Below are 23796 nucleotides of genomic sequence, written 5' to 3' on the forward strand. Positions count from 1 at the left end.
CCTTGTCTGTTCCTGTTGTGGGAACAAATATATAAACAATAGTCTATAAAACAGCAAGGTTTAGTAAATATTTTCTTATATTTTATGAAAGCAATTAAAAGACTCTATCAATACCTTGACTATAAAGGAATTAAGCCAGCTCGATTTGAGAAGGAGAATGACTTGTCCAATGGATATTTAGGTACCCAATTAAAAAGAAATGGAAATTTAGGAGAAGATGTCTTCAATAAGATAATAGACAATTGTTTAGATTTAAATCCGGTCTGGTTGCTTACAGGAAAGCAAAAAATGATCAAAAATCAAATTTATAGTGAAAATATAAATAACGAACATAATAATTTTGTAAATGAATCTCAGTTAGAAGAAGACGAATATCAAAAGCAAAATATTCCACTTTTTGAGGTTCACGCATCCGCTTCAACATTATTCGAAGACGAAAGTACGGAGAAGCTAATTGATCAGATTACGGTGCCAAATTTGCCAAAATGTGATGGCGCAGTTTATGTAAGCAGCGATAGTATGTATCCGCTGCTAAAATCGGGAGATATCATTATATATAAAAAAATTACGACTTCGATCGGGAATATTTATTGGGGCGAAATGTACCTGGTTTCCTTAGTTAATGACGAAGGTGAGGAATTTGTAATGGTAAAATGGATTCAAAAATCTGAGAAAGGTGACGAATTTATTAAGCTCGTTTCCGAGAATAAACACCATCAGCCAAAGGACTTCCATATTGCTGCTGTAAAAGGCCTGGCGCTTATAAAAGCTAGTATCAGAATAAATGCTACTTATTAACTATTACTTCTGCCCTAACCTGTTGGGTATATAGAAATCCGTTTTTATCAGCGTTTTCGTTTTAGCGAATCAGTAAAATCAGTGTTTAATTTTGACGCGGATAAAACAGATTTACTTCGTAAAAACACGGATAATAACGGATCAATACAAAAAACCGTGGAGAAACATAAAATATTTTGTTTTGACTAATTATTTTAACCGCAAAGCACGCAAAGGTTTTTTATTTCTAAGGTTTTATATAAACGCAAAGTTCGCAAAGCTATATTGATAAAGCTTTGCGAACTTTGCGTTTATTGAGCGTAATCTATAACAAAAAAACTTTGCGTGCTTTGCGGTTAAATTCATTCCTTAATTTTTTAGCTCCACAGGTTTTCGTATTGATTTATAATAACTGTTTTTATTTTTAAGCTTAACTTAATGAAATTGCGGTTAACAGGTTTTTATTCTGCTCTTTTTCAATGATTTAATTTTGGGTTTTTAAAATTATTTTAAGGTTTTACTTAAAAAAAGTCTTCAAAAAATTTGTGCAGTCAAATAACTGCATTATATTTGCAGTCAAATAACTGCACAATGGAAATTAGAAGAGACGTTTTTCAAGCAATAGCAGATCCTACTCGCAGAGCAATCTTGAGTTTGGTTGCGCTTCAGGCTATGACACCAGGTACAATAGCGGAGAATTTTAGTTCGTCACGACAAACTATTTCAAAACACATTCAGATTTTAAGTGAATGCGAATTATTACATCAAACACAAAACGGAAGAGAGATTTATTACCATTTAAATCCCGAAAAGATCAAAGAAATTGACAATTTCATAGAGCCTTTTAGAAAAATGTGGGACGAAAAGTTCAATAAACTCGAAGCCATAATGAAGAACTATCAACCTAAAAAATAAAATTCATGGAACCAAAAACTAAAATTCATGCCGAAAATGGCAAACAGGATTTAGTAATTACGAGAGAATTTGATTTGCCTCTTGAATTACTTTTCAAAGCTTATGTAGAGGCTGAAATTGTTGAACAATGGATGGGAACAAAAGTTTTAAAACTTGAAAATGTAAAACATGGCGGTTGGCAATTTGAAACCACTGATGCTAAAGGAAATGTTGTATTTCAGGCAAATGGCGTTATTCACGAAATAATCGAAAATCAAAAAATCACGAGAACTTTTGAGATGGAAAATACTCCTTTTCCGGCGCAGCTTGAGTTTTTAGAATTCACAAAAGTTTCAGATCAAACGAGCGCACTTACAATGCAAATCGTTTACAAATCACCGGAACTTAGAGATCAAATGTTGAAACTTCCGTTTGCTCAGGGTATTAATATGGCACACAATCGTTTACAGGATTCTGTAAATAAATTAAAATAACTAACAACTAATTAAATCAAGTAATTATGACTAAGAGAAACAAGATTATCTATTGGGTTACAACGCTTTGGCTTGCATTAGGAATGACTGCAACTGGAATTGTACAATTTATAAAAGTAAAAGATCAAGGTGATATGATGGCCCATTTGGGATATCCGCTGTATTTTTTAACACTTTTGGCTGTTTGGAAATTTTTGGGCGTTATTGCGATTCTCATTCCAAAGTTTGCGTTGTTGAAAGAATGGGCTTATGCAGGTTTTTTCTTTGCAATGTCTGGCGCTGTTTTCTCTCACGTAGCAAGCGGAGATGCTGCCAAAGAACTTTTTGGACCACTATTATTAATCGTTTTAACAGTAATATCGTGGTATTTTAGACCTGCAGATCGAAAAACAGTTTTGGCTTAATTACGTTTAAAACTGAAATATATATAAAACTCCATTGTATTTGATGGAGTTTTTTTATTGCCTTTACAAATCGTTTGCTACAATAATATATACAATAATATAAAGATAATTGAATTTATAATTTCTATTTTCGTCTGACAAATATTTCGCTAAAAGAAGATATAAAATATAATATATGGAATCGGTAACTTATAATTTGACAGAAGATATTCAGGTTTCTTACGAGAATATTTTAAAAATGCATTTTATTCCGAATTCGAATAAATTGGCATTGCTTAAAGTTAATCCGTCTTATGAGTTATTTATTGAAATTATCGATTTTAATAGTTCTTTAAAAACAATAATTACGTTCGATAAAAAGCTCAGTATTTATTATCATGAACTCAATCATAATATTTTTGTTGATTACCGCATGGATTTGGATCAATTGGAAGAGTTTTCTTTTAAACATATTTTTGAGTTTTATTTATCTGAAGATTTAGAATTGATTTATTTAAAAGCCAGATTAAACAATTCTGCTGAGCAAATTTGTCATTTTAAAATTGATTTGAAAGGAAAAGTAGTTCTTGAAAAATTAGAAAATGAACCCCATAATTCTCTGGAAGAATATTGTTTTTTGAAGAAATATCTTGTAAGCGATAATTTTGTTTTTTTAGATTTAGAGGACTTTAGCGAACATGATTTAGCAGATTTTTTTGATACTATTTTTGATAAAGACGATTTTTTATACTTTGGATTCAATGATGGCAGATATTCAATATTTACTTCGCCTGATAAAAATCTTTTTGGGCTAGTTTTTTTCGACAAAGACGGTAATTATCCAAGAGGAAGTTTTAATATTTTTAGAATTAATGATATTAAAAAACCTGTGCTCCTGTTTTCTTATAGAATCGATGAATTTGGAAGTAATCATATTTTTAATTCTAGTGGAAATAAAATAATGTATTACAATCATATAGATTTATGTGAGATAAAAATTAAAATAAGAGAACTGTCTAAAAATGATTTTGAGAATGCAATTGAGTTTACGCTTTCGTATTCAAAAGAGGATTCAGCTCCGCATGAACTTTTTTTATCTGATACCAATTTAATTTTATTGGTTTTTTACGATAGAATTGAAGTTTATAACATTCATACATTAGACCGGATTTCTATTTATAATCGTGATATAGGAACTTCGTATTGTTTTGATAAGAATAAGTTATTCTATATTTATTTGAATAAATTAAAAATGGAGATTTTGGCTTAAAAGAATTCTTGATTAAAGATGCCAATTTTTGAGCATTATTTTTTTGAATAGCCTCCAGCTTTAGCTGGAGTTAATTAATATGGACAATATAAGGCTTTAGCCAAATTCGACATTTTTGGCTAAAGCCTTTTAGATTTATTTTATGTGAACTCCAGCTAAAGCTGGAACCTATTCAAAAAAATGGATTGCTTTGCTCCTAAAAATTCTCATCAAATAATTAAATATCTTTGTATAAAGAAGCAAAATCATAATGTCTAAAAAAGCAAAATCAATTCCTGTAAATCCTGCGGCTGGTGAATTTGAAGCCGGAATTGCAATTATTGGAAGAATATCCGTTAAGGATTTAGATTCTTTTGAGGAATTTGAAGAGTCACATCGGGATAATTTTCATTTGTTTCTTTTGCAGGAAAGCGGAACTACGGGCATCGAAATTGATTTTCAGACGTATAAAATTCAGCCTTCTTCCCTACTCTATATTCATCCCAATCAGATACATCGCTTAATAGGTTTCGAAAATGTGACTTTTAGCGGTTGGGCAATTGACAACGAAAATCTGAATCCTGAATATCTGAAATTGTTAGAGGATATTACGCCCGTAAAACCTTTATTGATAAACGAGGAAACATTTTCTTTAATTTCGGAAACTGTAGCTCTTTGTGTAAATATCTCCGAAAGAAACCACGAAAAGTTATATCATTCAATACTTAAAGACAGTTGTAATGTATTAATTGGATTGGTTATTTCGCAGTATTTAGAACAAACCAAAACCACAGATTCACTTTCCAGATTTGATACGATAACGAAGGCTTTCAAAGGACTTTTGGAAAGCAATTATATTTCGATCAAAAAACCTGTGGAATATGCTGAAATGCTAAATATATCAACGGCTTATCTTAACGAATGCGTAAAAAATACAACAGGTTTTTCTGTTACATATCACATTCAGCAACGAATTATTCTTGAAGCAAAACGAATGTTATATCACTCAGATAAATCTGTAAAAGAGATTTCGGCCGATCTGGGTTATGATGATTATCCGTATTTTTCGCGATTATTTTCTAAAGTTACCGGAATAACGCCTTTAGCTTTTAGAAATAAAAACCACGAATAGTCCAATACATACTTTGTTTTGATATTTTACATTCCGTTTAAGCGCCATTTCTTTGCATTACAAATAAAAGGTATCAAAAATGGAAGCATTAAAAGGAATAAATTTAATAGAAAATAAAAGTATAGCAATTATTGGCGGTGGTCCTGGCGGACTTACTTTAGCAAGACTTTTGCAGCTTAAAGGCGCAAACGTAAAAGTATACGAAAGAGACGAAAACCGACATATAAGATTGCAAGGCGCGACGCTCGATTTGCACTTTGAATCGGGATTAAAAGCAATTGAAACTGCCGGTTTACTGAACGCTTTCAAAGAAAATTACAGGCCTGACAACGACAAATATCGTGTTGTGGATCAAAACGGAATCATTTTTCATGACGATCATCTGAAAGAATCTACGGGCGATTTTGGTGACGAATGGTTTAGACCAGAAATCGATCGCGGACCTTTGAGAGATATTTTACTAGATTCACTTGAACCTGAAACGGTTGTTTGGGACAGTCATATTGTTTCGGTAGAAAATATTGAGAATGGGTGGCAAATTGTTTTTCAAAATGGAAACATTGCAAACGCCGATATTGTAATTGGAGCTGATGGCGCAAATTCTAAAATTCGTCCGTTTGTTACGCCAATCAAGCCTGTTTATTCGGGCGTTACTTATTTGGTTGGAAATATTGAAAACTCAGAAAAAAATACTCCGCAAATTAATTCCTTATTGAAAGGCGGAAAAATATCGGCAATGGCAGATTCTAAAACCTTGTTTTTAAGCGCTAAAGGCGACGGAAGTTTAGATTTTTATATTGGATGGAAAACGGATGAAAATTGGGCAGCAAAAAGCGGCATTGATTTTAAAAATGCCAAACAAGTTCAGACTTGGTTTAAGGAAGAATTCAAAAATTGGTCAAATATTTGGCAGGAATTATTCAAGGAAAACGAAACAACTTTTGTTCCAAGACCTTTATACGGAATGCCTTCGGATCAAAATTGGGAAACGCAATCGAATATTACTTTGCTTGGTGACGCGGCGCATTTACTGCCTCCAAATGGTGAAGGTGTAAATGCAGCAATGCTTGACGCTCTTGAATTGAGCGAAAATCTAACCAATGGAAAATTTCTGAATCTAAAAGAAGCAATTGCTGATTATGAAAAAGAAATGTTTGAAAGATTTGTCAAGGAAGAGAAAGTAACCGAAGATTTTCTGGATTTTATGTACTCGCCAAAAGGTTTGGAAATCATGGTCGAAATGTTTCATGAATTACCAAATTGATTTTGTAATTTAAAAGTTATTCTTTCGTCAAAATTTACTTCTGAAAGTGAGATAAATTCTATCTTAGCATAAGTATATAAACTCCTAAAAATGCCATCTGACGAAATTCAATATAAAAAAAACTTGCCTGACGAATATATAACGGATTTTGTTGAGTGTTTTTGGATGGTTAATAATTCGACCGGAGTTGAAAAAGAAGTTATTGTAATGCCGGACGCTAATTTTGATTTGGTTTTTTCGAAAGATAAAGACGAACCATTTCAGATTTATTTGCTTGGACTTGGAACTTTATACGACAAAAGAAATATTGAAGCTAATACTAAAATGTTCTTTATTAGCTTCAAACTTTTGGCTGCTGAATATATTTTTCATCAATCTATAGCGCATCTATTAAATGAGTTTCAGTTATTGTCAAATGATTATTTGGGTTTTGAAGAAAGTGATCTTGATGATTTTGATTCTTTTTGTTTGAAAGCAAATCGCATTATAAAAGAATTGATTCCAAAAACGATCGACAGCCGAAAACAAAATCTTTTTGAGTTAATTTATACTTCAAATGGAGAAATGTCAATTAAAGAATTCTCAGAAAAAACATTTTGGGAAAGCAGACAAATAAACCGTTATTTCACAAAGTATTTTGGGATTTCTCTGAAAGTTTATTGCGGGTTTCTGCGCTTTCGGGTTTCATTCGATCAAATCAAAAAAGGAGAACTTTATCCTGAACTTAATTTTTCTGATCAGGCTCATTTTAGCAGAGAAGTTAAAAAATTATCTGGTGTGAATCCTCGTGAATTATCCAGGAATGAAAACGACCGATTTATTCAAGTTTCCGCTATAGACAACAAGTAATTTTGTGCTGTAAATATTAAATACAGCAAATTATGTTATTAAAAGATAAAAAAGTAGCAATCATAGGCGGCGGACCTGTAGGCTTAACCACAGCAAGACTTTTGCAGCAAAAAGGTGTAGATGTAACCGTTTATGAATGGGATAAAAATGCACAATCAAGAATTTCCGGAGGAACTTTGGATATTCATAAAGGTTCCGGTCAAATGGCGCTCGAAAAAGCAGGTTTACTTGAATTATACTATCATTATGCAAGACCAACCGGAGAACGCAGTTTAGATATTCAAGCCAATATTCTCGAAGAAAGTTTGCCTACGGAAGAAAATAAGTTTGATCGTCCGGAAATTGACAGAAATCATCTGAGAAAAATTCTGCTTGACAGTTTGGATAAAAATACGGTTGTTTGGAACAGTCAATTGACAGAAATTGAAAAAGTTGACGATCAATATCGTTTGCATTTTGAGAACGGAAAAACTGCTTTGGCTGATTTTGTAATCGTTGCAAATGGCGGAAAAAGCAAAGCAAGACAAATGGTTACAGATATTGTTCCGCAATATACTGGTACTTATATTATTCAGGGAGAAGTTCTTGATCCCGAAAAAAGCTGTCCTTTGTTTAAAAAGCTTTGTGGCGAAGAAAATACAATGGCTCTTGCCGAAAGAAAAATGCTTTTTTGTCAGGTAAAATCTAATGGCGCTTTGAATTATTATCTTTCGTTTAAAATTGATGAAAATTGGGTTGAAAAAGAAAATATGGATTTCTCTAATAAAGAAACGGTTCTTAATTATCTGGATAAACTTTTTGTGAATTGGGATTCGACATTCAAGGAATTGTTTAATGCAACTGATAATTTTGTTGGTTTGCCAATGCGCAGAATGTTTTTGAACGAACCTTGGCAAAGTCAAAGCAATATTACGTTGGTTGGTGACGCTGCGCATGTAATGCCTCCATTTGCAGGAATTGGCGTAAATATTGGTTTATTAGACGCTTTACATTTGGCTAAAAGCCTAACTGAAGAAGATTTTCCTGATCTGCTTTCTGCCGTAAAAGATTACGAACGAAAAATGATTGCTTATGCCAGCGAAGCGCAAGAACAAACGCAAATGGCGGAAGAAGGAATACATTCTGATGAAGGTTTTGAAGAAAACAGAAAAGCTAAAGAAGATTGGGATCAAAAAATATTAGAACCAAAAGAGATAAAATAGTAAAGCGTTAAAATCATTTAACACATAGAAACATAGTTTTTTCTTTATTTAAAAGAAGATTGAAAGAAACTAGTTTCTAACACATAAGTTATGTGAATTTAAAAAAAAGTGAAACGCCTACTTTTAAGTGCTCAAAAGCTATGTTTCTATGTGTTAATATTAGTTAGCATTAAGGAATTGATAATCCATTTTTCAATAAAAAGCCTCCAAAGTCATCAGATTTCGGAGGCTTTTTGCTTTATATTTCATTACTTCCTTTATTATTGATTTTTGTCGTTAATTTTGAAAAACGTTGTGGTAATTGTTTAATAAGCGCTAATATTATCTTTGATTAACTAATTATTTAACATAAATATATTTTTTATATTCAATAAAATAATACTAATTTTATAAAAAAAATCCTTATAATTTTAAATTATCGAGATTGTTTTATTTCTATCCAAAAATTAACTAATAACCCAAAAAGCCACAATGTTCAAAAACAATCTCTACTCCAGAAAAGGAACAACTATTTTAACGTCATTACTTTTTATTTGCCTTGCTTCTACTCCAACTTTCGCACAATTATCATCGCAAAAAATTGATTTATTGATGGAAGATGCTTTGGCAAAATTTAAAGTTGCCGGTGCTTCGATAGCAATTGTCAAAGATGGAAAAATAATTCACCAAAAAGGATACGGCGTTGCTTCTATTGAAACTAAAAAAGCGGTAAACGAGAACACAAATTTTCAAATTGCATCAAATAGTAAAGCATTTACAACTGCGGCACTTTCTATTCTTGAAGACGAAGGAAAATTGAAATGGACGGATAAAGTAAAAGATCATATTCCTGAGTTTAAAATGTATAACGATTATGTTACAGAGAATTTCAATATTCAGGATTTGTTAACGCATCGCAGCGGACTTGGTTTGGGCGTTGGTGATTTGATGTTTTTTCCTGACGGTTCAAATTTTACGATTAAAGATGTATTGAATGGTTTTCAATATTTTAAACCGGTTTCTGCTTTTAGAACACAATTTGATTACGATAATTTACTTTATGTTGTTGCAGGCGAATTGATTGCGAGAACAAGCGGAATGAGTTATGAAGCATTTGTGCAAAAGCGAATTATTGAACCTTTGCAAATGAATAATAGTTTTGCTGCAAGTAGTTTAATCAAAGACAAAAGTAATTTGGCAGTACCACATTCCTCTGAATCCGGAACTATAAAAACAATAGAAAGTTTTGGAGTTCAAATGAATAGCGCTGCAGGAGGAATAATTTCGAATGTTGCAGATATGGCAAAATGGATGACGGTTTCTATGAATAAAGGACAATATGGGCCTGATTTGAAAACTACATTATTCTCTGAGAAAAATCATAACGAAATGTGGCGCATTCATACTGTTGAAGAAGCAGATCAAAATCCAAGATATAATTCTCATTTTAGAGGTTATGGTCTAGGTTGGGAATTAGCAGATATAAAAGGAAATCTGGAAGTATCTCACACTGGAGGTTTACCTGGAATGTTGTCGATTGTAAAAATGTATCCGGATCAGAATTTAGGAATTGTAATTTTAACCAATACTCAAAACGGCGGCGCCGGACTTTTTATGGCGGTTTCAAATACTATTTCGGACAGTTATTTAGGTTTGGATGATTTTGGTTGGACAGATAAAATGGCTACTTGGATGACTCAGGATGAAGCTAGTGGAGACGATGTTACTAAAAAAGTTTGGCAAAAAGTAGCATCTTCAAAGAAAGTTAAAATCAAAAATGAAGATTTTATAGGTGTTTACGCAGACAAATGGTTTGGAGAAATTGAAGTTTTCGAAAAGAATAAACAATTATGGTTTAAATCATATCGTTCGCCTAAATTAAATGGTCCAATGGCTTTTTATAACGCTAATACATTTGCTATAAAATGGGAATATCAAGCAATGAATTGTGATGCATTTGCCATGTTTTCACTTGATGAAACTGGTAAGGCTCAAGCTATTAAAATGAAAGGTATTTCTCCAAATATTGATTTTAGTTTTGACTTTCAGGATTTGGACTTAAAAAGAGTTCAGAAATAAAGAGATTTCGCATAGATTCAGGATCAGTATTTTTAAGGCATCAAGCTATGACAGCAAAAGATTTATTATACAAAATATTAGACTATAATTATTTGTGGTCTTCACCGGAAAGAAGAAATTCTAAACCTGCAAAAATTAGACTTTCGCAAATCGAGACACTTTTAGAAGCTTTTGAGTTGACAAAAAAATATGTCAATCCGTTAGTGCAAATAAAATACTCATTTACTGGTAATACTGAAAAACTTACCAGAGCGCAGCATCTAAATAAGTTAACGAATCTTGAATATGTTTTATCAGGAGAATTTCTTCATGACAGAGAAAAAGACGCGAACAATGAATTATCAGATAAAATAATTACACAAATAACGGCTTTATATTCTGATCCGGATCTTCTTGATCATATCAGACACAGAACGGTTGATATTGGTTGGCTTTTTAGTGACTTGATGAATTTTCGAGAAGAAATTTATAAAATAACGCTTCCTGAAAACGGAATGTCTGAAGGTTTTTCAAGCGGATTGCATTATAGTTTTTATTTAAAAAGGCAACTGAAAGAGATCATAAAAACAAATCTTTCAGACATTGACGAAACGCTTTGGGAAATCCTGGATCCTTATAAAAGAGAAGTTAGCAAAGAAGAAATCAATTATCACGATGTAAACTTAGATATTATTGACCATGAATGGATAATCGATAATTATTAAAATTTTCGGCATAAATAAAAACTTTATTTTTTTTCGGATAAACTTTTTTATATTAGCCGAAAATACCAGTATTATTTATACTTAAGGCAATTTGAATTGAAGCTATTGGAGTCAATTTTATTGTTAGTCTAAACATTTTGCATTATGCTCAATGAAACTACTGGACAAACAATAAATACCACAAAAATAGACTAAAAACATGCTTTTTAATTCCATAAACTTTGTTCTCTTTTTACCATTTGTTTTTATATTATATTGGTTTATTGCAAAAGGAAATTTAAGGCTTCAGAATATAATTTTACTTGTTTCGAGTTACTTTTTTTACGCTTGTTGGGATTGGAGGTTTCTATTTCTTCTCGTTTTTTCGACATTATTAGATTATTATACCGGCATCAAAATGTGTGATGCAAAAACAGAGAAAGCAAAGAAATTTTGGTTCTGGTTAAGTATTTCTGTTAATCTTGGTTTTCTTGGAGTTTTTAAATATTATAACTTTTTCATCGAATCTTTTTCAGAAGTTTTAAGTAGTATTGGATTAAAGTTTGATGTCTGGACTTTAAAAATTATTCTTCCCGTCGGTATTTCATTCTACACCTTTCACGGTTTATCTTATGTAATCGACATTTATAAAAATCGAATAAAAGCAGAAAAGAACTTTATCGATTATTCTCTTTTTGTGAGTTTTTTTCCACTATTAGTTGCGGGTCCAATTGAACGTGCGACGCATCTTTTGCCACAAATTCAGAAAAAGAGAACTTTTGACTACGCAAATGCTGTAGATGGTTTAAGACAGATTTTATGGGGATTATTCAAGAAAATTGTCATCGCAGATCAATGTGCGGAATATGCAAATCAGATTTTTAATGGTTCTGAAGCATATTCTGGAAGTGATCATGTTTTAGGCGCTATTTTCTTTACGTTTCAAATTTATGGTGATTTCTCCGGTTATTCTGATATAGCTTTGGGAACGGCGCGTTTGTTTGGAATCGAATTATTAAGAAACTTTGCTTTTCCATATTTTTCAAGAGATATTGCCGAGTTTTGGCGACGTTGGCACATTTCGCTTTCTACGTGGTTTAGAGATTACTTGTATATTCCGCTTGGCGGAAGCAAAGGAAGTATGCTGATGAAAGTTCGAAATGTTTTCATCATTTTTATTGTCAGCGGATTATGGCATGGCGCAAATTGGACTTTTGTCGTTTGGGGATTCCTAAATGCGCTATATATTATGCCTTCGATAATATTAAATTCGAATAGAAATAACCTCGAAATTGTTGCAAAAGGAAAATATTTGCCAAGTTTGAAAGACTTATTTTCTATCGGAATTACATTTAGTTTAACCGTTTTTGCCTGGATTTTCTTTAGATCCGAAAATTTAAGTCGCGCAGTAGAATATATTTCTCAAATATTTTCAAAATCCTTATTCTTAATTCCTACTGTAAGACCATCATTTTTGTTTGTTTTGCTATTCATTTTTATACTTATCGAATGGTTTGGCAGAGAAAGAGAATATGCAATTGCTCGTCTTGGTTTAAAATGGAATCGAGGTTTTAGATACGCAATGTATTATGCCATTATTATCGCGATATTTTGGTTTGGAGGTAAAGAATCACAATTTATTTATTTCCAATTTTAAGCTATGAGAAAATTTATCTTCAAAACGTTACTATTTACGCTGCCTTTTCTGGCTTTATATAGCTTTACATATTTGTTTTATTCTACGGCAGAAAGCCCTGATTTATTGCGACTTGGTTATATACCAAATATTTATAAGAGTTACAGAGAAGTTTTTGATTTTGATAAGGCTAAAAAATTTGAGTTATTGTCAAAGTCCTCAAATAGAAAATTTGAAATTCTTACCATTGGAGATTCTTTCTCTGAACAAAATGTTATTGGATATAAAAATGAACTTGCGAATGATTTTACGGTTCTGCATGTTGACAGATTTATTTCGCACAATCAAATTCAGACGTTAATGAATTTGGTAAAAGGCGACTTTTTTGACAAATACAAAATTAAGTATGTCGTACTTCAAAATGTGGAACGATATATTATCGATAATAGCGAAGAAATCGATCCTAATTGTACGTTAACAACGAATGATATTGATACTTTGGTTGCTAATCATAAAGCAAAAGAAGAAGTTTTTAAATATGGTTTTTTCTCTCGCGCAACGCTAAAATTCCCTTTATCATCGGCTAAGTTTTTCTTGAAGAATAATTATATTTCAAATGAAGTCGTTTATAATGTTCAGCTTAATACGAAGTCTTTGTTTAGTAATAATTCGGATAAACTGTTATTTTATTTCCAGGATCTTGCGAAAGTCGAAAAGAATAATTTGGTAGAAAATTCCAAAAATCTAAACGATATTTTAAATACGATATCGGAAAAACTCCAACAAAAAAATGTAAAACTAATCGTGTTGCCATCGCCGGACAAATACGATCTGTATTATGATTATATCCTTGATAAAAAGAATTTTACAAAGCCTTTATTCTTTGATAACTTTAAGAAATTAAAGAAAGATTATATCTACATAGATTCCAAAGAAATATTGTCTGAAAAAATGAAAACTGAAAAGGATATTTACTTTTTTGATGACACGCATTGGTCACCGGTTTCATCAAAATTAATCGCAAACGAAATAAAAAACAGTATAAAAAAAGCTCCATAATTTAATGGAGCTTTTTTTATGAAACGATTATTCTTTGGCTTTTTTCTTTAGTATTCTCTTTCCTATTATATAAAGAAAAACCAATACTAAAAAGTGAATTAAATACGATTTAGGTTCGCTGTTTCCGTTTACGACAGAGAAAATACGATTCCATCTTATTTTGTTCAAGCCGCTTCCCTCCTTGTTCCAGCTAAACCAAATAAATACCGGTTTGCCCAATACGTGATCAAAAGGAACATATCCCCAGAATCGTGCATCTAGAGAATTTTGACGGTTATCTCCCATCATCCAATAATAATCTTGTTTGAAAGTATAACTGTTGCTTACTTTTCCATTGATTATAATTTCGTTTCCAATTATTTTTAAAGTATTTTTTTCATATTCCTGTATAATTCGCTTGTAAAACGGAAGAGTTTTTAAATCTAATTTGACAGTTGCGCCCTTTTTTGGAATATAAATTGGACCAAAATTGTCAACATTCCAACCTAAAGAAGCGACGTGCGGAAATACGTCTTCATTTTGTCCTTTTGGTGACAAATATTTCTTAACGCTTTTTACAACCGAATTATTTGCAAGTTTCTTTGCTTCGTTATCCGTTAAAGTTAGAAAATATTCTCCGTTACGGGTTTGAGCAAAATCTCCGTTTTCATATTTCATGCCATCTTTAGCGCCATAATAATTTACCAGTACATCCTGATTTATAGGAACTCCTTTGGTATCAACTATATAATTAAATTGAGGTTTAGCGCTTTGAGGTAATATGCTTAATTTTCCGTTAATGTAAATATCTCCATTCTTGATTTCCAGAGTATCGCCAGGAATTCCGACACATCTTTTTACTAGATTTGTTTTTTTATCAATTGGTTTGTAATAATTTCGATCCGGTTTAAAATTATCCATATCACGAAGCGTATCAGCTGGTTGATTGAATACAACAATTTCGTTTCGTTGGATTGTTTCTATCGCCGGAAATCTAAAATATGGCAATTGTAACTTGTTTAATATCGATGTTTCCTTTTTAGTAACATCATCATTAAACATATAAGATTTTAATCCGATAAAAGGAATTGTATCATGAACCATAGGCAATGCAACGGTAGTCATGGGAGTTCTTGCTCCAAAATTAATTTTACTGACAAACAAATAATCGCCAATCAATAATGTCTTTTCTAATGAGGAAGACGGAATCGTAAAAGGCTGAATCACATAAGTATGAACCAATGTTGCAACAATAATCGCAAATAAAAGAGAACTTATTGTATCGCCGGTTTTTGTTCTTGGCGTTAGATCTCTATTTTCAATGTAAGTGAGATCTTTAGAAGTGTAATTCAAAAAAGTAATATAAAAGCCAAATGTTAGCAAAACTGCTGCAGTATCAAAAGTGGAATTTTTTCCGAAACTTCTAATGGTTTCTATCCAAACTACAGGAATTACGATAAGATTGATAATTGGAATAAAAAGTAGAAAAAACCACCAACGAGGCCGATTTATAATTTTCATTAAAACAACCAAATTATAAATTGGAATAAATGCTTCCAGAGGTTTTCTACCTGCTTTTGAGTAAAGTTTCCAAGTCGATAAACCATGAATAAATTGCATGATTAAAATAAAAACGAGCCATTCTGATACATTCATAGGTTGAGTTTTATTAGTTATTTCTAAAATTTGAATTATTTAAATCAATCTAATTATATTGTCATCTATATGTATGATTTTAACTAATATGTTACAGAATGATTCAAAATATTTTAATTCTCATTCATAAGATCTTTAGTCTTTGTTAAAAAACATTTATTATAACAATGTGTGTTTTGAATTATTTAGAATAAAAATTTTCTTATATTCGCTCTTAGTAAATTTAATTTTAGGATTCGAAATCGGCTAAATCAAAGTCAATTAGAAACATGTTATTCCGATTATTAAATGAGCTAAAATCATCAATCAATCACTTCAATCAATCAAAAAATGAAAAAATTACTTCTTTTAGCGCTTGTAATAGCGTCGCAGTCCTTTTACGGACAAAACAGTGTTGTTAAAAAACCAGAATATGTAATATTGGTTAACAACGAGATTTCTACACAAGAGCAAGTCGAAAAATACGGCGCCGAAGGTTATATCAAATCTATGAGCAAAGGAGTTTCTGAAAAAGAAAGAGACGAATTAGCGAAAAAGTATGGGGATAAAATCGGAGACCGAGAATTTATCATGCAAATTGAGATTTACACAGAGCAGGAAAAATTGGAGAATGATAAAAAAGCCAAAGTTCAGGCAATAGAATCCAAAAAGAAAGCTGAAGTGAAAAGCGAATTTATTTTGAATGTAGAAGATAAAGCAAAAGATTTTACATTAAAATTAATAGACGGTAAAGAAGTTAAATTATCTGATTTAAAGGGTAAAGTTGTTCTTGTAAACTTTTGGGCAACTTGGTGTGCGCCTTGTTTAATGGAGTTTTATGATATTCCAGAGAAAATTATTAAGCCAAATAAAGACAAAGATTTTGTGTTTCTGGCAATCTCAATTGGAGAAAAAGAAGCTGTAGTTTCGAAAAAAGTGCAAAAATTAAGAAAGGACGGAATTGATTTTAACTTTGGACTTGATCCAAATTCAAAAGTATGGAATGAGTTTGCAACTGGTTCAATTCCTAAAAGTTTTATAATTGACAAAGAAGGCGTTATAAAATTTGTTTCAATGGGAAATACGCCGAATAATATAGAAAACATGGCAGCAGAAATAGAAAAATTGCTGGCTAAATAAAAAATTGGAAATTGATTTTAATGAAAGACACAACAAAGAAGAAGTTAGAGGTTATCTTATATGCGTTATTGATGGGTTTGCTGTTTTATTTATTTAAAGATAGATATAAGGAATTATCGCAAAAAATAGGATATCTTATAATTCCTGTATTTAGTGTAATAATGTACGGCGTAAACGCAAACAGAATTTTATATTTTAATCTTGTAGATGATGTCTTGATTACTCGTCAAATATTCTCAAAACAGAAACAATATAGCTTAAAAGCTGTTTCAAGCTGGACTGAAACTCAATATAATTTGGGAGAAGTTAATACATCTTTAGTAATAGCTTTAAAAATGAATGAAGGGACTAAACTAAGGTTGTCTAAAAGGAATTCTAAAGATTTTGAAAAGCTTTCAAGCTATTTGAATGAAAATATTCCTGATGCGTTTGAAAACAAGTAAGAATGCTTAATTTTCTTTGTAAATAACAAAAAACCTCCAAATCTAGCGTACTTAATTTGGAGGTTTTCTTTATTCTAGAAGGCAATTCCAAATTGAAAACCAACCGTAAAAGTGCCGGGATGATCATTGCCAAAACGAACTGGCAACGGAACCGCGACATAATAACTGCAATTGGTGCTTTTGATGATTGTTTTATTGAATACAGGCGTGAATCCATATCTTCCGCTAGTTTCAAAAGCAAGTCTTCCGGCAAAAGTGTACCCTTTTCCTAATGCAACCAAAACTCCGGGATGAAACAACAAATTGGTTACTTTGCTTGTTCCGTTATCGTCTTTTATATTGGGAACAAATTCAAGTGAAAATCCAATTTTTTCGTTTTTCCAGATATTAATTCCAGTCGGAAATCCTACGGCATAATAATCTCTGAAATTTAAAGTCGTTTCGTCTTCGCTGAAAGTTACAATTGGATGCATAATCCCGAAATAACCCGTGATTTTAGGATATGTAGTTTGCGAAGAAACATTTAAACTCGAAAATAATACGGTAATAAGGAAAGTTAATTTTAAATACATGGTTTTTAGTCTTAGTTATAAAAACAAAGCTAAAAGTCAAGGCGCATTTAAAATAGAACCTTATTTACCTTTTGTATCTGGATTACTTTTTTGAGTTTTTTTTCGATAAGAAGACGGATTTTTCCCTGTATGCGCTTTAAAAATTCGAGTAAAATGACTTTGATCTGAAAATCCTGTCATGTACGCTATTTCGGTTAAAGAATGAGTAGAAGTTGAAATAAGATTGATTGCTTTTTCAATTCGGAGTTTTCTAACGTATTCGCCAAAATTCAGATCTTCAAAATGTTTCGAAAATTCTCTTGATAAATATGAAGGATTTAAATCTAATTCGTTGGAAATTTTCTTTAAATCGAATGCAAATTGCGCATCGATTTGGTCTTGAATTATTTCTTTTAAATCTTTGACCCAAGTTGGTGTTTTGGCTGCAGATTTTTTGTCTTTCAGGAATTTATTATAAACTTCATGAAGCAAATTCTCAAAAGGACTATTTTGCAAATGATTTTGTTTATAAAGATGCGTTGCCCAACTATATAAGGCATCATACAGAATCATTCCGCTTTCCAGTAATTTATAATCGTCAATTATATTATAAGAAAGTCCCGCAGAAATTGCCCAAAGTCCCGCCGATTCTTTGGCGATATCGTGGCGATCTGTATCTGCGCCGCGAACAATTCCGGCAATAATTAGAATTGCAGGATCATTGATTTCATACTTTTTAACGATGTAATCAAATGTACTTTGATCATTATAATGCGTAAACTCAACATCTGGAATATCAAACGGAATTGCATTTAATTCTTTGGCTTTGTCCAAAACAAGACTAAAAGGCACATAAATAAATTCTGCTTCCTGGTCAACAAATTTTTTAATTAACCAAGGACATGCAATTCGATCTATTTTTGGTCGTTCTCGGGTAATCCACTTCATTTTAAAAGATTAAAGGTGTTTTGCTTCTCAAATCTACTTTATTTTTATTTATAAATTTAATCTTCAAAAATTTAAATATTCTCATGCCAATCATGTCCACATCCGTTTTTACATTCCGTTTCGCGACGTTCTGTATCTGTGATTTTAAAAATCCATAGAAGCGAAATAATTATTTTTTCATATTCATTTTCGGGTAATTCCCTTAATTTCTGGAAGGCAATTTTAGTTGGGAATTTAGTAAGTAAAACTATCGGAGTAAAAGTTTGTTTTAGTGGAGTACTAGAAATCGCTTTCTGATAAGAAGGAGTGCTATAAGTGGCCTTTTCTGGAATAGAATTAAAAATGAAAAAAATTAGAGTATTGAATGTTTTCTTAAAATCGAAGTCTGAATTGTTTAAGATTAACGCTACTCCCTCATTAAATTCTATTCTGTTTTGAGCTATTAAATTTATTTGTTTTTCGATTATATCCATTTAATAAAAACGTAAAATTTTATATAAAAAAGCCACTTCTATATCGGAAATGGCTTTTCTTTTTTATTGTCTAATTTTCTTTACAAATGCGCTATAAGCATTGTCTTTAATAGAAGTTCGGAGATAAACTTCGTTTTCGTCTTTTGTTTTAAATTCAAACTGAATTAAAGCTGCATCAGAATAATAAAATAAGGAATCATCATTTGCAAACTCAAGATTTGAAATAGGTTTTGTGGTTAATTTTGCCTCAAATGCTATTTCGCCATTCGTAATGTCAATTTGAAAAAGTTTTGCTTTATGCGTATATCCAAATATATTATCACTTTCCTCAAGAATGTATTCGATATTGTCGTCTTTAAAATCCGTTTTCCAAAGCTGAGTTCCTGTTTTAGAATCTAACGCATATAGAGAAGAAACAGTTGTTCCTTGCGCTGCAAAATATATTTTTTTGTCTTTGCAAACGATACGATCTTTAATATTAGATTGATTTTCATCTAATTTAAATTGCCATAAAATATCCGGTTTATTTGGACTTAAAGCATAAACTATATCTTTTTCATTTGCAATAAATACATTTTCACCATCAGTTACAGGTTTTCCGTGTATAGGTTCTTCAAAGCTTTTTTGGTAAATAAGTTTTCCTGTATTTGCTTCAAAACTATAGAATTGAGTTCCGCTTTGAGTAAAAACTTTATTGTCAAAATAGAGAACCGAAATATCATTGTTTGTAGAATCTAATTTATAGTTCCATATTAAACTACCATCTTTTAGATCAAGCGCATAAATATTATTATTTGGACTTTGAGTTGTAATAAACAGTTTTCCGTCATGAATTACAGGAATTTGATCTTTTAGTATAATTTGATCAGTAATATTTCCTAATCTTGTTTTCCAAAAAATGGCTCCGGTTTGATTATCAATTGCAAAAATTTCACCATTAATAAACGGAACGTACACTACTCCATCTAATAATGTTATTTGATTTGCACACATTTCGGTGTGATTATCTGTAGCTTTTACGGTCCAGGCGATTGTCTCAGATTCTAAATCAAATGCAAAAAGAGAACCATCGTAATCGTAAATTAAAACCAAAGCTTCGTCTAATGGAACTTTTGTAACAGGTTTTATTGCTTTATTAGTAACGATATCATTAACGGTTAATTCTTTATTGTTTGAATAACTGTTTTTGCCAATTTTTGAAGTGCTTGGCGCTTGCCCAAAAGTATTTACGACTGTAAATACAAGTAAAAGAGTTATTAGATTTTTTTTCATTTGCAAAATTTGGGGTTCATGATTTGATCTCTTTTGTTTGACAATAAGCTTGCCAAATAAAATAATATCTATGCCAAATGTAGTGAAAAATCATTTTAGCATTTTAGATGATATTATACTTCATTTGTTTTTTTGAATCTCCTTGGTCTTAAACAGTATCAAGTATTGTATTTGTTTGATTTTTTGTTATTTTTACAGTCAATAATAAAACAAATATGAACAGAAAAGGTTGTCTTCCTCCGCCAAGATTTTAATATTTCTTAGAAATTTAAAAGTATGACTCGAATATTTTATTCGCTGTTTTGTTGTACTTAGAATTCTCGATTAAATTTTAATTTTAAAATCTTGTCCTTAAACGGATTGGTAGATACTTTTTTATGAAAAAATCATATTTATTATTACACTTTGCTGTAATACTAGCCGGCTTTACCGGTATTTTTGGAAAACTCATTTCCCTCAATGAAGCTTTATTAACTTGGTACAGAGTATTATTTTCGGCCGTTATTCTATTTTTAATTCTAAAACTTTTCAAAATAACTAATCGAACTACATTAAAAGGAAAGTTTGATATTGCAAAAATAGGTTTACTAATCACGATACATTGGGTTTTCTTTTATGCAAGTATTAAATATTCTAATATTTCTATAGGCGTTATTTGTTATTGTTTGACAAGTTTTTTTACTGCGATTTTTAAACCTTTGATTGAAAAGTCGAAGTTTAAAATCACCGAATTATTATTAAGTGCGTTGACATTGTTTGGTATCAGTCTGATTTTTCATTTTGATAGTTCTTATCAGTTGGCGATAGCGTTGGGTGTTGTTTCATCGGCTTTTGCAGCACTTTATACAATTTATAATGAAAGATTAGTGAAAGTTCACAATTCCATGATTATCAATTATTATCAAATGATTGGCGGAACAATTGGTTTAGGTATTTTACTTCCGGTTTACCTTTGTTTTTTTCCTGTAGAAAGTTTTATTCCAGATTTAAAAGATACCTTTTATCTGCTTTTGTTATCACTTTTCTGTACAGTTGGCTTGTATGTTTCTTTTGCCGAAGTATTAAAAAAGATTCCTGCTTTTACTGTTAATCTAAGTTTCAATCTTGAACCCATTTATGCCATTATTTTAGCATTTATGTTTTTTGATGAAAGCAAGGAAGTAAATAGTTCATTTTATATCGGATTGCTTTTTGTTATGATTTCGGTTGTTCTGCAATCGATAATTTCTTTAAGGAAAAGCAAATAGATTATAAAGTAATAATTTGCTTAAAAGGCACAAGTATTCAGTTCTTGTGCCTTTTTTTGTTTTAGATTTAAATTCTGTTTTCAATTATCGAGTTATAAATTATTGAAATATTTTTCAGCTAGTTTTCCAACCTTTTCTATCTAATTGTTATCAATAAATAATAACGATGAATATTCGGGTATTTCATTTAATAATCTATATTTTAGACTTTTTAATTCTTATTTAAGCAAGTAATATATGTTGAAAACAAAAGGATTGATTCTGTTTTTTTTGATGCTGTTTAATTATACATTTGCTCAGCCGGGATATGTACAGATTAATAAGAATCTGAATGATTTTTCAGAAGCTGAAATTGGGCAGGGTAAAAATGACCCTTACCGTTACTATAGGTTTACTTTTATTATCGATTCGACAACCAATTTAGACAGATTAGAGCTTTTATCCTCCTTTCGATCGTTAACTTTTGTAATTGATCTTCCGGCGATTCCAAAAGAATTTAGTGCTGTGGAATTTGAGAACTTATCATCTTTAAATATTCGACTTGGGACTAATTTTGTTAGTTTAAAAGAGTTTTCGAATATAAAAGCTAAAAATCTCGAAAACTTAACTATTAGTTTCAAATCCAATCTTCAGGATCTTGACGGATTACAACATCTTACAAATTTAAAATTCTTATCAATATTTAATTTTAAAGGAAAAAACCTTCCGGATGAATTTGAAAAACTTACTTCGTTGTCTTCTATAAGGTTTGATTTATCAGATATAGAGAATATTGACGTTCTAAGTAAGATGGAGAAATTAAGTAGTATATATTTAAAATGCGGGAAACTTAAAAGCTTTCCTCGATTTAAATTAAATAATACTATTGAAGAACTTGATTTATACACTGGATCCGGTTTTAATGATTATGACAACATTAGCACATTGCAAAAACTAACCAGACTAACTATTTTTGATGGTGCTATGACAAATTTTCCTTCTAATTTAAGTAAAGATCTTCGAACCGTAAGTTTATATAATTTGCGATTATTAGAGGATATTTCAGAACTTGCAAAATATCAAAAACTTTCTTCAATTCATTTATATAAAACAGGATTAAAAAAATTAAGAGGTGATTTTTCGGCACTAAAATTATATGATTTCACGATTTCAGAAAACGATTCCTTAAGCTCTATAGAAGCATTATCAACCATAACGTCATTAGATAAAATCGAGATTAAAGATTTACCATCTTTAGAAAAAATTGATTTTGACATGAGTAAATGCAATTTCAAAAGAATATCTTTATCACATCTTCCTAATCTTAAAAATATTGATGGAATTTGCAGTAATATTTCTTTAGAATATTTGTCACTATCCAAAACTGGAATGAAAGATTTACCGACAAATTTTTATAAATTAGAAAAGCTTAAAGGTGTATATTTTGCTTATAATGATCAATTAACAGATATTTATAATCTGCGAGATATGAAATCCTTAGAGAAAGTGGAGTTCTACCAATGTCATCAATTGAAGAATATTCCATCTTCATTTTCAAGCAATTCGAATTTAATAGAATTAAGACTTCAATTGATGAAAGGATTGATTAATGTGGGCGGAATTTCAAATTTAAAAAGTTTAAAAAAATTGCATATCAGTTCGCTTAATAAGGCTTTTTCTTTACCTGTAGATTTAGAAAAATCAAAAAAAATCGAAGAAATCGCTATTAGTGGAACTGATAATATTTCGATGATTAAAAATTTAAAAGAATTAAAATTTTTAGCGTTTAATGGTTTATCAAAAATTCCAGTTTCTCTTTATACAAACGAAAATCTCGAATTTTTTGAACTTTATAACAGTCCTATAAAAGATCTGTCTTCTTTAATACAATTCAAAAAACTGAAAGAACTACGTTTAGGAGAAAATCCTAATTTGGTAAAAATTCCTGATCTGAAAAAGTTTAAGTCTTTGAATAAGATTTATATTGTACGGAACAAAAAATTAAACATTCCAAAACACTATAATGATATATATGATGGAGATGTATACGATAATGGACGTCAAAAAAAACAATAATAAAACAAGAAAATAGATATGAAGAAATATGAATTGTATTTCAAGGAAACTTTAATTGGATCTTTGACGGAAACAAACTGGGAAATGAGAAGTTATGGAGACATAATCTTTGCTTTTGATTATTTGGCAGAATTTCCTGAGAATCCACGTTTGGCTGACTTCATCAAGCTTTCTATTGAAGTAAGCCGATCTATAGACGAAGGAAATGAAGAAGAACAAGACAGATTGGTTGAGGAAGAAAATAACTATCTTGATCTAATATATAGCTCAGATTGGTTGTTGTTGAATGATAAAGGCGAAACTGAAAAAACGCTCTGCCCAATGTTTCATGAAAATAATGAAATTACTTGGCAAGTAGATTTTAAGTAAATTC

23 protein-coding genes are annotated in these 23796 nt (G+C 30.9%); 18 read left to right on the forward strand and 5 right to left on the reverse strand.

Features of this window, described 5'->3' with window-relative positions:
- Positions 1-84 precede the first annotated feature (84 nt).
- The 13 genes from WN975_RS06000 (at position 85) to WN975_RS06060 (ending at position 13680) form a co-directional block, all read left to right on the forward strand.
- Positions 85-798 carry a S24 family peptidase gene (locus WN975_RS06000; RefSeq protein WP_337965701.1) on the forward strand — a complete coding sequence of 238 codons (714 nt, stop codon included), beginning with the start codon at positions 85-87 and terminating at the stop codon, positions 796-798.
- A gap of 570 nt (positions 799-1368) precedes the next feature.
- Entirely contained in the window at positions 1369-1692 is a 324-nt protein-coding gene (locus tag WN975_RS06005) for a metalloregulator ArsR/SmtB family transcription factor (protein WP_099712465.1), read from the forward strand.
- A 5-nt stretch (positions 1693-1697) separates the two neighbouring features.
- Positions 1698-2165, forward strand: coding sequence for an SRPBCC domain-containing protein (locus WN975_RS06010; RefSeq protein WP_337965702.1), 468 nt, complete (start codon positions 1698-1700; stop codon positions 2163-2165).
- Positions 2166-2191: 26 nt separating this feature from the next.
- The gene (locus tag WN975_RS06015) at positions 2192-2569 is read left to right on the forward strand and encodes a DoxX family protein (RefSeq protein ID WP_337965703.1); all 378 of its coding nucleotides are present in this window, start codon (positions 2192-2194) and stop codon (positions 2567-2569) included.
- A 175-nt stretch (positions 2570-2744) separates the two neighbouring features.
- Positions 2745-3818 carry a hypothetical protein gene (locus WN975_RS06020; RefSeq protein ID WP_337965704.1) on the forward strand — a complete coding sequence of 358 codons (1074 nt, stop codon included), beginning with the start codon at positions 2745-2747 and terminating at the stop codon, positions 3816-3818.
- Between the two features lie 250 nt (positions 3819-4068).
- Complete coding sequence (locus WN975_RS06025; RefSeq protein ID WP_337965705.1) at positions 4069-4929, forward strand: helix-turn-helix transcriptional regulator; 861 nt, start codon at positions 4069-4071, stop codon at positions 4927-4929.
- 79 nt (positions 4930-5008) lie between these two features.
- Entirely contained in the window at positions 5009-6193 is a 1185-nt protein-coding gene (locus WN975_RS06030) for an FAD-dependent monooxygenase (protein WP_337965706.1), read from the forward strand.
- Positions 6194-6283: 90 nt separating this feature from the next.
- Complete coding sequence (locus tag WN975_RS06035; RefSeq protein WP_337965707.1) at positions 6284-7042, forward strand: AraC family transcriptional regulator; 759 nt, start codon at positions 6284-6286, stop codon at positions 7040-7042.
- Between the two features lie 32 nt (positions 7043-7074).
- On the forward strand, positions 7075-8244 hold the full coding sequence (locus WN975_RS06040; RefSeq protein WP_337965708.1) for an NAD(P)/FAD-dependent oxidoreductase: 1170 nt from the start codon (positions 7075-7077) through the stop codon (positions 8242-8244).
- A gap of 471 nt (positions 8245-8715) precedes the next feature.
- Positions 8716-10302 carry a serine hydrolase gene (locus tag WN975_RS06045; RefSeq protein ID WP_337965709.1) on the forward strand — a complete coding sequence of 529 codons (1587 nt, stop codon included), beginning with the start codon at positions 8716-8718 and terminating at the stop codon, positions 10300-10302.
- A gap of 47 nt (positions 10303-10349) precedes the next feature.
- Positions 10350-11006 carry a hypothetical protein gene (locus WN975_RS06050; protein WP_337965710.1) on the forward strand — a complete coding sequence of 219 codons (657 nt, stop codon included), beginning with the start codon at positions 10350-10352 and terminating at the stop codon, positions 11004-11006.
- A gap of 199 nt (positions 11007-11205) precedes the next feature.
- Positions 11206-12642, forward strand: coding sequence for an MBOAT family O-acyltransferase (locus WN975_RS06055; protein WP_337965711.1), 1437 nt, complete (start codon positions 11206-11208; stop codon positions 12640-12642).
- Positions 12643-12645: 3 nt separating this feature from the next.
- Positions 12646-13680: a hypothetical protein gene (locus tag WN975_RS06060; protein WP_337965712.1), complete on the forward strand. Its 1035-nt coding sequence runs from the start codon at positions 12646-12648 to the stop codon at positions 13678-13680.
- Between the two features lie 27 nt (positions 13681-13707).
- Here WN975_RS06060 and lepB read toward each other — a convergent pair whose 3' ends face one another.
- Entirely contained in the window at positions 13708-15315 is a 1608-nt protein-coding gene (lepB, locus tag WN975_RS06065; RefSeq protein ID WP_337965713.1) for a signal peptidase I, read from the reverse strand.
- 330 nt (positions 15316-15645) lie between these two features.
- On the opposite strand from lepB, the gene WN975_RS06070 reads away from it, so the two are divergent.
- A complete protein-coding gene (locus WN975_RS06070) occupies positions 15646-16434 on the forward strand; it encodes a TlpA disulfide reductase family protein (RefSeq protein WP_337965714.1) in 789 nt (262 codons plus the stop codon).
- Positions 16435-16454: 20 nt separating this feature from the next.
- Positions 16455-16877 (forward strand): hypothetical protein, encoded by a 423-nt coding sequence (locus WN975_RS06075; protein ID WP_337965715.1) that lies wholly within the window; start codon positions 16455-16457, stop codon positions 16875-16877.
- Between the two features lie 74 nt (positions 16878-16951).
- On the opposite strand, the gene WN975_RS06080 is transcribed toward WN975_RS06075, so the two are convergent.
- The 4 genes from WN975_RS06080 to WN975_RS06095 all read right to left on the reverse strand — a co-directional run bounded on the left by WN975_RS06080 (position 16952) and on the right by WN975_RS06095 (position 20121).
- Entirely contained in the window at positions 16952-17449 is a 498-nt protein-coding gene (locus WN975_RS06080; RefSeq protein ID WP_337965716.1) for a hypothetical protein, read from the reverse strand.
- A 60-nt stretch (positions 17450-17509) separates the two neighbouring features.
- Positions 17510-18376 (reverse strand): chromate resistance protein, encoded by an 867-nt coding sequence (locus WN975_RS06085; RefSeq protein WP_337965717.1) that lies wholly within the window; start codon positions 18374-18376, stop codon positions 17510-17512.
- Positions 18377-18447: 71 nt separating this feature from the next.
- Positions 18448-18849, reverse strand: a complete 402-nt coding sequence (locus WN975_RS06090; protein WP_337965718.1) for a DUF5958 family protein — start codon at positions 18847-18849, stop codon at positions 18448-18450.
- 63 nt (positions 18850-18912) lie between these two features.
- A complete protein-coding gene (locus WN975_RS06095) occupies positions 18913-20121 on the reverse strand; it encodes a PQQ-binding-like beta-propeller repeat protein (protein ID WP_337965719.1) in 1209 nt (402 codons plus the stop codon).
- Between the two features lie 377 nt (positions 20122-20498).
- Between WN975_RS06095 and WN975_RS06100 the strand changes: the two genes are divergently transcribed.
- From WN975_RS06100 to WN975_RS06110, 3 genes are all read left to right on the forward strand, one after another.
- Positions 20499-21368 carry a DMT family transporter gene (locus WN975_RS06100; RefSeq protein WP_337965720.1) on the forward strand — a complete coding sequence of 290 codons (870 nt, stop codon included), beginning with the start codon at positions 20499-20501 and terminating at the stop codon, positions 21366-21368.
- A gap of 237 nt (positions 21369-21605) precedes the next feature.
- Positions 21606-23423, forward strand: a complete 1818-nt coding sequence (locus tag WN975_RS06105; RefSeq protein ID WP_337965721.1) for a hypothetical protein — start codon at positions 21606-21608, stop codon at positions 23421-23423.
- A gap of 18 nt (positions 23424-23441) precedes the next feature.
- The gene (locus WN975_RS06110) at positions 23442-23792 is read left to right on the forward strand and encodes a hypothetical protein (RefSeq protein ID WP_337965722.1); all 351 of its coding nucleotides are present in this window, start codon (positions 23442-23444) and stop codon (positions 23790-23792) included.
- Positions 23793-23796 lie beyond the last annotated feature (4 nt).

This window comes from uncultured Flavobacterium sp. (assembly GCF_951805225.1).
In the GTDB taxonomy this organism is placed as follows: domain Bacteria; phylum Bacteroidota; class Bacteroidia; order Flavobacteriales; family Flavobacteriaceae; genus Flavobacterium.